The 13,843-nt window shown below is 22.3% G+C and carries 12 protein-coding genes; all 12 read left to right on the top strand.

Annotated elements, in window-relative coordinates; all coding sequences use genetic code 4:
* Positions 1 to 124 precede the first annotated feature (124 nt).
* The 12 genes from ACXX89_RS03515 (at position 125) to ACXX89_RS03460 (ending at position 13,591) form a co-directional block, all read left to right on the top strand.
* The gene (locus ACXX89_RS03515; protein ID WP_458557675.1) at positions 125 to 1,924 is read left to right on the top strand and encodes a hypothetical protein; all 1,800 of its coding nucleotides are present in this window, start codon (positions 125 to 127) and stop codon (positions 1,922 to 1,924) included.
* Positions 1,924 to 2,634, top strand: a complete 711-nt coding sequence (locus ACXX89_RS03510; RefSeq protein ID WP_458557674.1) for an ABC transporter ATP-binding protein — start codon at positions 1,924 to 1,926, stop codon at positions 2,632 to 2,634. The genes ACXX89_RS03515 and ACXX89_RS03510 overlap by 1 nt, the downstream gene beginning before the upstream one ends.
* Positions 2,606 to 3,112 (top strand): hypothetical protein, encoded by a 507-nt coding sequence (locus tag ACXX89_RS03505; protein WP_458557673.1) that lies wholly within the window; start codon positions 2,606 to 2,608, stop codon positions 3,110 to 3,112. The genes ACXX89_RS03510 and ACXX89_RS03505 overlap by 29 nt, the downstream gene beginning before the upstream one ends.
* 137 nt (positions 3,113 to 3,249) lie before the next feature.
* On the top strand, positions 3,250 to 4,926 hold the full coding sequence (locus ACXX89_RS03500) for a hypothetical protein (RefSeq protein ID WP_458557672.1): 1,677 nt from the start codon (positions 3,250 to 3,252) through the stop codon (positions 4,924 to 4,926).
* 142 nt (positions 4,927 to 5,068) lie between these two features.
* Positions 5,069 to 5,578: a 50S ribosomal protein L10 gene (gene rplJ, locus ACXX89_RS03495; protein WP_436358406.1), complete on the top strand. Its 510-nt coding sequence runs from the start codon at positions 5,069 to 5,071 to the stop codon at positions 5,576 to 5,578.
* Between the two features lies 1 nt (position 5,579).
* Positions 5,580 to 5,948, top strand: a complete 369-nt coding sequence (gene rplL / locus ACXX89_RS03490; RefSeq protein ID WP_436358405.1) for a 50S ribosomal protein L7/L12 — start codon at positions 5,580 to 5,582, stop codon at positions 5,946 to 5,948.
* Between the two features lie 68 nt (positions 5,949 to 6,016).
* Positions 6,017 to 7,192 carry an ATP-binding cassette domain-containing protein gene (locus ACXX89_RS03485; protein WP_436358404.1) on the top strand — a complete coding sequence of 392 codons (1,176 nt, stop codon included), beginning with the start codon at positions 6,017 to 6,019 and terminating at the stop codon, positions 7,190 to 7,192.
* A complete protein-coding gene (locus tag ACXX89_RS03480; RefSeq protein ID WP_458557671.1) occupies positions 7,179 to 8,132 on the top strand; it encodes a sugar ABC transporter permease in 954 nt (317 codons plus the stop codon). Before ACXX89_RS03485 ends, ACXX89_RS03480 begins: the two co-directional genes overlap by 14 nt.
* On the top strand, positions 8,125 to 8,934 hold the full coding sequence (locus tag ACXX89_RS03475; RefSeq protein ID WP_436358402.1) for an ABC transporter permease subunit: 810 nt from the start codon (positions 8,125 to 8,127) through the stop codon (positions 8,932 to 8,934). The genes ACXX89_RS03480 and ACXX89_RS03475 overlap by 8 nt, the downstream gene beginning before the upstream one ends.
* Before the next feature lie 68 nt (positions 8,935 to 9,002).
* On the top strand, positions 9,003 to 10,910 hold the full coding sequence (locus tag ACXX89_RS03470) for a P68 family surface lipoprotein (protein ID WP_436358401.1): 1,908 nt from the start codon (positions 9,003 to 9,005) through the stop codon (positions 10,908 to 10,910).
* A gap of 6 nt (positions 10,911 to 10,916) precedes the next feature.
* A complete protein-coding gene (locus tag ACXX89_RS03465) occupies positions 10,917 to 11,741 on the top strand; it encodes an MAGa7180 family putative nuclease (RefSeq protein ID WP_436358400.1) in 825 nt (274 codons plus the stop codon).
* On the top strand, positions 11,708 to 13,591 hold the full coding sequence (locus tag ACXX89_RS03460) for a DUF2779 domain-containing protein (protein WP_458557670.1): 1,884 nt from the start codon (positions 11,708 to 11,710) through the stop codon (positions 13,589 to 13,591). Before ACXX89_RS03465 ends, ACXX89_RS03460 begins: the two co-directional genes overlap by 34 nt.
* Positions 13,592 to 13,843: the final 252 nt, after the last annotated feature.

Below are 13,843 nucleotides of genomic sequence, written 5' to 3'. Positions count from 1 at the left end.
AAGAGGACATTTTGATTAGTAAATACCCCGGGACATTTTGATTAATAATTTGCAATTTTTTGCAAAATAATCAATTAAATTGTATAATTTTAAGAGTTATTCAGTTGTTGTGTAGAAAGAAAATATGAATAAAAATTACTTTTTATTTATAAATAAATTACTTTTAAAGAAAAAAAGCACAATTATTATTCCTATAATTAATTTATTAATGATTATATTAACTTTAATTTTAAATTTCACTCTTGCTAAAAGTATAGAGAGTTTTTTGATTATTTTTTATATCAATATTTTAATTAACGGAATTTTATCTAGTCTTTATGGTTCTATAAAAGGATTAAATATTTTTAAAGATTTACAAAGCGAAGGAATAGAAATAATTATTTTTTCAAAAAGCATTACAAGACATAAAATAGTTTTTACTAAACTTATAAATTTTGCTTTTTGATCATTGTTATGATCCTTTGTTTCTTATTGAATTTTATCAACAACTCTGTTTTTAAATTTAAATTTCATTAATAGTTTAAATATACCTTTTTTATGAATTTTCTTAAGTCCTCTTTTTATTTATTTATTTTTTGGATTGATATCTATTTTAATTTCATCTAGATTTTCATCAAAAATATCCATAGCATTTCCTTTGTTATTCTTTATGCCTTTCACAACTTTAGGGAGCATAATTTCTATATTTTCAACTTCTAGTGAAAATAAATTTGGAGAATATTTAAATATTAATTATCCAAATTATGATTCTGGTAAGTTGCTTGATGTTGAAAAATTTTATTTAAACAACAATAAAGATGAGTTGTACATAATTCCTAAAAATGTGGATAATAAAAATTTTTCACAAAGAGAAAAAGAATTTTTAGAATTAGCAAAGCAAAAATCTAAAAATTCATCAACTTTATGACAAACATACTCATTACTTTCATTACCTTATCAATTTCTTGATATTTATAATAATAAAGATAAAGATGCTCTTTCTTATATTTCTAAAAGTCAAATTAATAATTTAGAAAATTATTTAAATTATAAAAATTTAGATTCAGGAGAATATAATTACAAGTTAGAATTAAATAATAACAACTTATTAAAAGTTGCTATACAAGATGATGATAGTTTATTAGAAACAAAATATTCTTATTTAGTTCCTGGTGCATTAAAAAATAATTCTCATTTTGAGAATTTAAAAAATAGAGAAATAATTTATTCAAGAGAAAATGCTTCAAATTTTGAAGTATCATTTCCCGAAGATGATAAGATAGTTGCAGTTCCTGAAGATTTAGTTGGAAAACTAAAATGAGAAATAATTGAAGAAGTTTTAAAATCTGCTATTTTTGACAAATATGCCTATAAAACCTTTATAAAAGTTAAAAATTATAATAAAAATGATCTTTTAAAATACTTCGAAAATATACTTTCAAGTAATATTAATAACACTAACGATGATAATTTTTCAAAAGTTATTGATAATAATACAGAATTATTAAAAGAGATTATTGACACAAATAAAATTAAAAATTTAACTGAAAAGAAAATTTATTTTATCACTTCACTACTTTATTATGCTTACTTTCATCCTGAATTCAATAAAGTTATTTTAACTTTACTTGAAAAAGAAAATGATGGCAAAAAATATTATAATCCTGACAAATTTGAAATTTCTTTTGATAATAAGAAATATTTTATTGGTGGATATTCTACTTACAGTCCTATTCAACAAATAAAAAATGATAAAATCATTTATCGTTTTAGTTTAGAAGAAAGTAATAATTTCTTATTTCAACCTGTTGATGAAGTATATTCATACAAAGCAACAAATAGAATTGTTTATAATAAAAATATTAATTTAGTAATATGATCTTTAGTTGTAACTATTCTTGCTTTTTCAAGTTATGTAGTGTATAAAAGAAAGGATTATAAATAATGAATAATAATATTTTAGAAATAAAAAATTTAACAAAAATTTATAATAAAACCAATTCTGGTGTTAATAGCATAACATTTAGCGTTGAAAAAGGTAGTTTTCATGCATTTATAGGGGAAAACGGTGCAGGAAAAACAACAACTATAAAAAGCATTATAGATGCTTTTAGTGGATATACAGGAGAAATCTTAATTGATAATATAATAAATACCAAAGAAGAAGCTAAATCCAAGATAGGTTATGTTCCTGAAAACGCTTTATTTCCAAAAGGATTGACAACTTATGAATATTTATTTTACTTAGCCCAATTGTCTAAAATCCCTAAAAATACAGCACAAAAGAGAATAGATTTATTTTTGCAAAAATTTAAAATCGAAGATTTGAAAAATAAAAAACCTTACGATTTTTCTTCAGGACAAAAAAAGAAAATCCTTTTAATTCAAGCACTTATAAACGAACCAGAATTACTCATTTTAGATGAGCCTGCAGCAAATTTAGATCCTTCCGCTCGTTTTGAATTATTTTCTATATTAAAAGAATTAAATCAAGAAGGAAAAACAATTTTTATTAGTTCACATATTTTAAAAGAAATAGATGAATTTACTACTTATGTTACTTTAATCCATGAAGGAAAAATTTATTATCATGGACTAAAAGAAAAAAGTTTAGAAGATATTTTTTATGAAAAAGTCATTAATAAAGAAAATTAAGTTGTTTTCAACTTCATTTATCATTACAAGTCCTATTATTTTTGTTGCAAGTTGCAATCAAAAAACAGATAATATTTCAGAACAAGAAACAGAAATTAATTTCAAAGAAGGAGAAAATTTTGTTTATAAAAAATTTTATTCTTGAAGTTACTACAAAAGTGAAGATTTTGAAAAATTCAATATTTCTATAAAAAATCCAAATCAAAAAATAAAAGAGATATTAGATTTTATTAATACTTTAAAAGCAGAAAATAAAAATGATTTAGAAATTTTTAAAGAATTAATAACTCAAAACTATATTATCACTTCAAATACAGCTTATTTTTTAGATCAAGAAAATAAAATAACAATTAAATTTGAAAGTAAAAATACTGAAAAAGTAAAAGCTTTAGCTTGAAAAATTAATTTACAAGTTAAACACATAAATCATTATGATGATAAAGGCACTTTAAAAATAATAATTTATTTTAAAAACTAGTTATAACAGGAATTAATTCCTGTTTTTATTTTTCAAAAACTTAAAAATTGTTTATTTTTTTATGAAAAAATTCATTTTTTAATAATTTTCTTGGGTTTCATATATATATATATATATATATATATAATGAAATAGCAATGAAAAAGAAGTTATCAAGAAAAAATAAATTAATAATTTTTAGTATTTTAGGTATTTCATCCGCTATTTCTATCTCAAGTTTAGTAACATATTTTGCAACTAAATATCATCATAGAATTGAAAATAAAATAACTAATGATGAATTTTCAAGAGTTGAATTTAAGGAAACTGAAAAATATACTAATATTTTAGATGAACAAGATAGTGCTGATATTAATATTTATTATTCATCTTATGGAGTGCAAACCTTTTATAACTTAATAAGAATGGCGATGTTATCTAAAAAATCAGTTATTTTTTATCATTCTAAAAATAATGTAGAAATTCAGCAGCAATTAAATACAAATGAATTGCGAAAATTTTTACAAAACGAAAGAAATACAGATGAAATTTATTTAGAAGACTCAAAAGTTATTGAAGTAAAAGGAGAAGAAAATAAGTTTTTTGAGCAAGCTTATTATCAAGCTTATTTAAATCCAACAAAAAAAGTTAATGTTTGGTTCAATTCAGATCATATTGCTTCAGCAGGAAGTTATTTTGAGAAGATTAAAAACCTTAAAAATGTTAAACTTCAAGCTATTGAGGATTCTAATGTGTTAGGTGAATATCACATTGAACATTTTTATTCGCAAGAAGAATTTAAATCTAAATACTATGATTTTTCAAAAAATGAATGAAAAACTAACTTAGGAAGTTATGATAGATTAACCCAGTATTTTAGATCAGCTGAAATGAACAACTTAAAAATTTATTGATCTGACAAAATTGTGTCTAATAAATATTCAATTTTAAATTTCAAAAATCACTTACCCTTTTTTGAAAATTACAATAATTTAAAAGACTTAATCTTTACTATAAGAACTAAAGAAAATAAAAGATTTAGTTCATTTTGATCAAAAATTACAGGTCTTGATTGAGAAAAAGAAAGAGATAAAGTTAATGAATTGAAATCTAAATTCAATAAACCGAGTTTAATAATTTTAGGTAGCGGCTATGATGAAGATTTTGATTATGTTATGACTATTATTGCTAAATTGAATTCTCAATATAATATTTTTTATAAAGGACATCCAGGAGTTAATAAAACTTCTAACGAACTTCAAAAAGCAATAAAAAGTGCAAAAGAAATATCTTATTATGATTATGATCAAAAAGTAAAAAGAACACTTAATACGGCAAAAATACAGAATTTTGATATTTTAGAATCACAAATTTCTTCTGAAGAATTAACCACACATCACGCTAATGAAGAAAAGGGATTATGATTTGATAAGTGATTTGCAACTGATTATTCAACAAGTGCTCTTTTTGGATTGAAAAACAACAAAAATAATTTTGAAGATTTAATTGGATTTGTTGATTTACTTTCAAATAAAGAAGACTTAATTTGAAGCGATGAAAAGGAATTTACAGGTAAATTTGAATCAATAGTTCAAAAAATTGCAGCAAAAAATATTTTTGCTACTTTAAAAGAAGAGTCTAAAAACAAAGATAAAAGCGAACTTAAAAAAGAAGATTTTATTTTGACAACTTCTGTCAATTCTTCAATAGTTAATTTAACTATTAAATCAATAGAAAAAGCAAATGAACAAGTAAAATTACAAATATCTTTTGAATACAATCCAAGAGAAGTAGATAATCACAATAGTTACACTGTAGAAATTGTTTATATTTAGTTCTAAAATTAATCTAACAAAAAGGATTTTGTGCTATAATTTAAAAGCAATATATGGAGATAATAACTGTATGAAAATACTTAATTTGTTATTTGAATATATTTTCCTCTATAAATTTGCATTACATTAATAAGGAGGTTCAATGAATTCTTTTAGACAAGAAAAAGAAAATATTGTTGCTGAAGTTAAAAATAACATTCAAAATTCTTCTTCATTAGTTATTGCTGAATATCGTGGATTACATGTTTCAGATTTTGAAGAATTAAGAAAAGAATTAAAATCAGCAGGTGTTAAAATTAAAGTTTATAAAAATAGACTTTTCAAAATTGCATCTAATGATTTAGGTTATTCAGAATTAGAGTCAACTTTAGTAGGTCCAAATGTTTTCGCATTTGGTGGAGATGACGCTATTGCACCAGCAAAAATAATTTCTAAATTTAGCAAAAAACACCCAGAAGTTGTTTTAAAAGGTGGAATTTACGAAAATCAAGTTATTGATGCAGCTGAAGTTCAAAAAGTTGCTTCATTACCAAGTTACGAAGAAGCTCTTACAATGCTTGCTTCATCATTGATGGGTTCATTAAGACAATTATCAGTTGGACTAAAAATGTTAGTCGATGAAAATAAATTAGTATCAGAAGGAGAAAAATAAAATGGCAAAATTAACAAAAGAAGCTTTTATTGAAGCTTTAAAAGAAATGAATATTAAAGAAGTTATGGAATTAGTAGATGCAATGAAAGAAGAATTCGGAATTGATCCATCTGCTGTTGCTGTAGCTGCTGCTCCAGCTGCTGAAGCTGCTGAAGCAAAATCAGAAGTAAACATTACATTAAAAGGTGATGGTGGACAAAAAGTTAATGTTATTAAAGTAGTTAAAGAAGTTTTAGGATTAGGATTAATGGAAGCTAAAAAATTAGTAGATTCTATTCCTGTAGTTCTAAAAGAAAACGTTAAAGTTGCTGAAGCAGAAGACATCAAAGCTAAATTAGAAGCTGCTGGTGCTGAAGTTTCATTAGGATAATAACAATAATTTAAAAAAAGAAAAATTCCTGAGCATAAACTTGGGAATTTTTTTGATAAAATTAAAATATGAAAAATATTATAGAAATAGAAAATTTACTTTATAAAAAAGAAAATAAAAACATTTTACAAATAGAATCTTTATCTATTCCAGAAAAGAAAATCATTTCTATAGTAGGACCTTCTGGTGCTGGTAAAACAACTTTATTAAATTTGCTGTCACAATTAGAAAATCAATTTAGTGGAAATATTAAATTTTTAAATAATTTAAAATTAGAACAAATAGGATATATTTTACAAGAAAATGTTTTATATGAGCATTTATCAGTTTTTCACAACATTTATTTAAGTGCTAAAAATTCATTAAATTGAAAAAAAGAAAAAAGAATTAAATTTTTAGAAAATTTTTTCAAGCATAGTAATCAACAAATTGAAAACCAATTATCTAAAAAAATAAAGAAATATACAGAAAATATTTCTTTTAAAAAGGAAAAATGGTTATTTTGATCCCTATGATGAAAATTCTTGTTTTTAACTTTAAAATACGATAAAAAGCAAATAAAAAAAATATGAAATTTTTTATTTTTTATAAAAAAAACTTTTAAAAAAGATCTAAAAGTTATTGCAGAAAAACTTGAAATTAACACTTTAATAAAACAAGAAGCAAACAAACTTTCAGGCGGTCAAAAGCAAAGAGTAGCAATTGCAAAAGCATTAATTAAAAACAATAAACTTTTGTTACTGGATGAACCTTTTTCAGCTCTAGATATTAAAATTAAAGAAAAAACTTTAGAATGAGTTATTAAATTAAAACAAGAATTTGATTTATCAATAATTTTAATAACCCACGATCAAGCAGATGCACTCAAAATAAGTGATTATATTTTAGTTTTAAATAACGGAAAAATAGAACAATTTGACTTAACAGAAAATATATTAAATAAACCTAATAATTATTTTGTAGCAGATTTTTTTAATTATCCAAAACTTAATTTATTAAGAAAAACAGAGCAAAACTCTTTTTATGTAAGAGCAAAAGATGTAGTAATTACTAAAAGTCAAGAAAAATCAGAATTTAAAATCATCGATAAACAGATAGTTGGAAATTTTATTATTTATAAGGTAGCAAGTGAAAATAATGTTTTAACTTCTATTTCGATTGATGAGTCATTGGAAATAAATGATTTTGTTAAAGTTGATATTAATAATGAAAAAATTTTGGAGTTTTCAAATGAAAAAAAATAACATAGAAATGACAAAAATAAAGAAAAAAACAGTAAAAATAACAAAAATATTTTTATTAATTTTACCTTTACTCATTTTGCTGTTTCTATTTTATATTTATCCAATTATAAAATCTACTTATGAATCATTTATTGTTTTTCCAAGTTCGACAAAAAAAACAATATTTATTTATGGACTCAATAATTTTAATAATGTAATAAACGATTCTAATTTTAAAATTGCTATTGAAAACTCGACTTTTTTATTTTTTATCCCTACATTTATATCCTTATTTTTATCGATTTTTATTGCTTATATGTTGAGTACAATTTCAATGAAAAAAACACAAAATTTATTTTTAAAACTTATTTATTCGCAATTTTTTATTTCTTATTTTGCTGTAGGAATTGCTTTTTTATTGCTTTTTGGAGAACAGAACTTATTTTTTAAAATCTTTAATTCCAATGCTAGTTTTACTCACGGAAATAATAAATTAAATATAAAATTATATCTTTTCATTTTTCAAGTTTGAAGATCACTTTCCTTTAATATAGTTATATTTACTTTTATTTTTATTTCAATAAATAAAAAATATTATAAAGTTATGATTTTAGATAATTTAAATTTTTGAGATAAAATGAAATATTTATATTTCAAAGAATTTCAAAAACACTTATTAATTATTATATATACAAATTTAGTTTTTTCTGCTCTTTTATATCCAGGAGCAATTATGGAAGAAGATAAAATAGAAGAACTACAAGCTCATACATTATCTAGTTATGTTTTGAGCTTAATTCAACCAATAAATGGAACTTTGGAAATAGACATTAATAAGGCATATGCTGCAAGTATTTTATCTCTATTTTATTTATTATTTTTATTTTTAATCACTTACATATTTTTCTTTTTAGTGCGTTTTTTCTTTATAAAAATCAAAAAAGGAGAAAAATATGATTAAAAAAATTACCAAAGAAATTATTAAAATTTTAATCTTGTTATTTATTTTATTATTAATTTTATTTCCTTTATATATATTATTAATCACTTCATTAAAAAGTAATTATTCCACTTCTAATAATAATTATTCATTAATTTTAAAAGAGTTTGAATGATCGAATTTTAATTTTTTCAAAAATTCAATATTTTGAAAAGCAGTTTTTTTATCAATGTCAAGTTCTTTACTGCTTATATGTTTAAGAGTGGTTTTTTATACATTATTTATAGTTGGTTTATCTAAAATTAATCAAAAAATAAAAAAAGCAATTTTACTTTTTATTATGTTTTTTTCTTTTATTCCAGAATTTTCTATTTATCTTTCATTAAGAGAAATATTATCCAATTTTCATATAATAAATAATTTATCAGTTTTTTCAATTGTTTCTAATTCTATATTTTCTTATTTTTTTATTTATAATCTATTAATTAATTTTGAAAAAACAAAAAATCAATATTGAAAAGTTATTAAATTAGATAATTTAAATATATTTCAAAAAATCTATTTAGTTTATTGAAAAGAAATGAGAAATTATTATATATTATTAATTATTTTTAGTTTTATTTCATCGTGAAATGATTATCTATGACCAAATTTTTTATTATCTAGCACAGACTCTAAAACTGTTGGTATTTGATTTAGACAAATAGGTGAAACTCCTTCAGGGGGATATTTTTTAAATATTCAAGCAGCCGGTTCTTTGGTTGTTATATTATTGCCTTTAGGAATTTATTTTACTTTTTCCCAAAAAATTATCAAATTTTAATTTTTTCACCTTTTATTTTAAAAAAGTATTAAAATTAAAATACTATAAAATTATTTTTTAGGAGAACAATGAATAAGAAAATATTAAAAAGTTTTTTTTCAATTACAACACTAGCAAGTGTGATTTCACTTGCAAGTTGTAATAATCAAAATCAAACAACAATTGAAAAAAAATACGAAACTAAAAAGGCACAAGATAATAAAATAGTTTTTGCAACAGCTCAAAGCAAAGTTTATCCTTTAATGATTGCAATGCAAGAACTAGTTCCTTTATACAATGAAGTTATGAAAGATAATCCTGATTTTCTTCCTATAGAACTACAGTTATCGGATAAAAGCGGAGCAAATAGCGAACTTGAATTAGCTGCTAATGAAGCAAAATATATTAAAGAAGATAGTGAAAAATTAGCTAACTTAATATTAGGAAACCAAAGTGGAGCATTTTTAGTTAATCAATATGGTAAATTATTAGAAACAAAAGATATTTTACCTAATTCATCTTTTATTAGTAAAATTTTAAAAACACATACAAAATTAGTTGGAGAAAACATCAAGGATGATACAAAAATCTTTAATTTACCTTTTGATTTAAGTGATATAGATGCTTTTTCAATTAATATAGACTTACTTGGCAAAATTTTTGAATTGTTAGAACAAAACAATGCACAAATAGATAAAAATAGTGAAGTTTATAAATACATTCAACAAAATAAAGGAAATGGAAGAAACATTCCAGAAGATTCAATAATAAATTTCATAAAAGTAAAAGCAAATAATAATATTAACAATATTGTAGTTAATGATGAAACATTTAACAATATTACTAAAATTTTTGAATTTGCTAGATTAGTGCATAATTCCTTTGAAATCGACCAAGATAAAGCTACTAAATTTGGTAAAGATATAAGAGATTTAGCAATATTTTCTATTGACTATCAAGAAGACACATTTTTTAAAGTATTAAATAATAAACTCAAAGGTAAAAAACTTTGGACTTTAAAAGAATCTAAAAATCCTTATGATTTATCAGAAATAGATTATGCAATTGCTAACGACACAGAAATTCAAAGAATTTTTAAAGAAACATTTGATGAATTTGTGCAAAAAAACAGCAAATTAGAAATAAATAAAGCAAACACTACAACAAAAAAACCTGTATTTTATGATGTAAAATATGAAAACAATAAAAACGAATGAGCTTCTTGAGACATAAGAGAATACAAAACAGTTTTTGCTTTTGCAGCAGCTGTTGGTTATGAACAATCTATAGATAGTCCTACAAGTAGAGCATTTTTTGCAAAAAATAATAAAGAGATATCAGATAAATTTACAAGTGATTTAGATGTTTGATTAAGACCACAAGTTACAAAAAATTTACCAAGTGATAATTACTCATCTTACTTTGAAGGAGGTTCAAGTTTAATTCCTATTTCTGTTGATAATGGTGGAAAAGAAGATAAAGCAACAAAATTATTTTTAAAATGATTATATTCCGGAGAAGTTGATTATCGTGGTAAAAAGATTAAAGTAAGTGATTTAATTTCACAAAAATCATCTTATATTATTCCATTAAAAGAAAAATTAAATACAGAATCTGCAAATTGATATGACCATCAAATTGAATCTTTATCAACACAAAGTAATGAAAACGGAACAAAAATAGATACTCTAAGCAAAAAAACAACTAAAACACCAGAAGAAGAAAAAGAAATTGAAAATTTACGTAAAGAAAACGCAAAAATAGAAACAGAAATAAATTACGTAAAAGCAGCTAAAATTTCATACGAAAGTTTAAAAAACTTCGTAGATAAAGAACAAGAAGACAATGTCTTTTTACCAATAGATCAAAAATCTTCAAAAATTATTAAAGAAATTCAAACAATGCTTTTAAATTCTACTTTAAAAGAAAATTCAACTAAAATTTCTGGAGAAGCAGCATTAAATAAAATTTTAGAAATAATAAGATCAAAAGAATAGGAAAGAATGAATTCAAAAGACAGAAAATATTACAATGAAGTACATTATTTTATAGATAAAATCAATAAAAAAGTAATTTTAGAAAAAAGTTTTCACGAACAACTTTTAAAAAACAAAGGAACTTGAAACGGATTTAAAAAAATAGGTGGTTCGTCAATTGGCGATGTATTAGAACTTGATCAATTTAAATCTCAATTTCTAGCTTTTATAAGAATGTCTAAATTAGATATGCCTATTTTAGATACTAAATACATAGATGCCGGAGTAGCAATCGAACCTAAAGTTATTGATGTCATAAGAAAAATGACACAAAAAGAAGTGGAAGTTTTTCCACCTGAAAAATATTCATATGACTATTTTAAAGGTAAAGACGATATTATCGGTGGAATTCCTGATGGATACATCAAAGATTTAAATATGATTTTAGAAATTAAAACAACTCAAAGCAAAAATTTCGATAAATGAGAAAAAGGTGATTTACCTTCTGCTTATTTAAAACAAGCACAACTTTATTCTTATTTAATGGGTTGTGATACTTTTGCAATAGTAGCAACATTTTTAGAACAAGAAGATTATTTAGATCCAGAAAATTATCCAATTGAAAAAAGAAAAATAAGAACTTATAAATATAAAACAAATGTACCACAAATCGAAGATGACATTGTTAAAATAAAGGAATGATATAATTTTTACACAACAAAAGGATATTCACCACAATACAATGAAAGAACTGATGGAGAGTTATTAGAATATCTTGAATGTAGAAATGAAGAAGAATGGATAAAATTAATAGATAAGTGAACTTTACAAGGGAAAATCAAAGTAAAATAGTGGAAAAAGACTTTATAACTTTTAATCATTTTTATAAATACAAAACTTGTCAAAAATATTTTATTTGAAATAAAATTGATACTCAAAAAAATGATTTTGATATCGATGAAGAAGAACAATCAGAAAAATTTTGAGATGCTGTTAATTTTAGTGAATTACTTAATGAAGAAAATTTAAATTTTGTTTCTACAAGAGCATCTGTTTTTACTTCATTAGAAAGAGAATTTGAAAATTTTATACAGCAAAAATACCGGATAAACAATGTTTATGTTGTTAAATCCAAAAATAACGAAGAAGCAATAATTGAAACTGAAAACATATTAAGAAATAACAAATATAAAGTGATTTTATATCCAGTTTTTAAATATAAAAATGCAATTGCAAAACCAACATTAATTGATTTAGAAAATAAAAAAATTTCTATTTTAAAACTTTCTACATCTACCAAAAGAAAAGATATTCTTCGTCCTTTTTGAGACTTTTGAATAACAAACAAAATTATTAAACTCGAGAATATTTCTTTATTTTTGCTAAATTTAAGTGAAGAAAGTAAAAAAGATTCAAAAGATTTTTCTGAAGTATTTTATTTAAACATAAACAAAACTAAAAAAAGTTTATCTAAATCAATGGAAAAAGAATTAAATAATGATTTGTTTTTTTATAAAACAATTATATATCAACAAGGATTAACTCCTCAAGAATACGATTCTATGATAAAAGGAGAGTTTGTTCCTGAAAATAATATTTATGCAATGATTTCTTCAAGAACATTACCTATAAATTCAAAAAAGGATGAATATTATGATTTTGAAACTATTGAAGAAATTATCGAAAATATAAATGAAGCTAAGTCTATTAATGATTTTGATAATTTAACAACTGAAGATAATTCACTTTTTGGAACAAATTCAGATTTTAATGATATTTTGTCTTTAAAAGAACCAACTATATTTGGTTATAGTGGTAATATTTTAAAAAAAGAAAAAATCATTTCTTTAATTGAAAATAAAAATATAGCAAGTATAAAAACCCAATTAAGCGATAATTTCCTTTATTCTCAAATAAATTCACAAGATATTAAAATTTTTAAATCAGCAGAATTAGAAAATATAATTGATATTTTAAATGATAAAAACAAAAGAATTGTATGATATGACTTTGAAGGATTTTCTTTACCTTATCCACCTATGAATGGAGTTTTACCATATCAGCAATTAGTTTTTCAACTTTCTATTAAAGAAACATTAGGTAATAAAATCATTTCTAACAATTTTGAAAATGAAAATGTTGTTTATGATCCACAAAAATTAACAATTAAAACTTTTGAAGAAATTATTACTAAAATATATTCTAATAAAGCTGATTATTTTGTTGTTTTTAATAAAGGTTATGAATTAACCAGAATTAAAGAAATGCTAAAACTTATAGAAAAAGAAGATTTACAAATGCATCAAAAATTAAGTAATTATTTTTCTCATATTGTTAAAAACACTATTGATTTAGCAGACTTTTTTAGTGGTTATTCAGAAACAAGAAAAAATCTACCTTTTATTTTTATTCCAGAGTTAAAAGGTTTTTATAGTATTAAAAAGATAGAAAAATATATAACAAAACACAATATTAAATTAGATCATTTAATAACTCCTTATGTAGAATTAGAAATTCAAAACGGATTAAGTGCTATGAACAAAGCAATAGCTCGTTACATCGGTTTCATCGGAGATAAAGAATGACAAGAAATTAAAAAAAATTTAAAAAAATATTGCGAAAACGACGTAATGGCAATGATAATGGTAAAAGATTTTATAAATTTTTTAATCAAAGAAAAAACTCAAAAAAGCAAAAAATAGTTTAAAAAAATGCTTATTTGAGTTTTTTTCTTCAATTTTAGTAAATTTAATTTTTTGGATATACTAAAAATTTATTTGTATACTTGCCAAAATAATAGTAAAATGAAAAATATATAAAACTAACTAAAGGAGATTTTATGAAAAAGAAAATCAAGATTAGTAAAAAGAAAATTTCTCTAATTTCATTAGCAGCATTACCCGAGTTTCCCAGTTAACACTAAAAAGCAGAAAATCAACCATTTTTTTGGTTGA

The organism is Mycoplasma sp. 1012 (assembly GCF_054343455.1).
The sequence above is the reverse complement of the archived record's forward strand: the minus strand, read 5'-3'. Positions and strand labels throughout refer to the sequence as shown.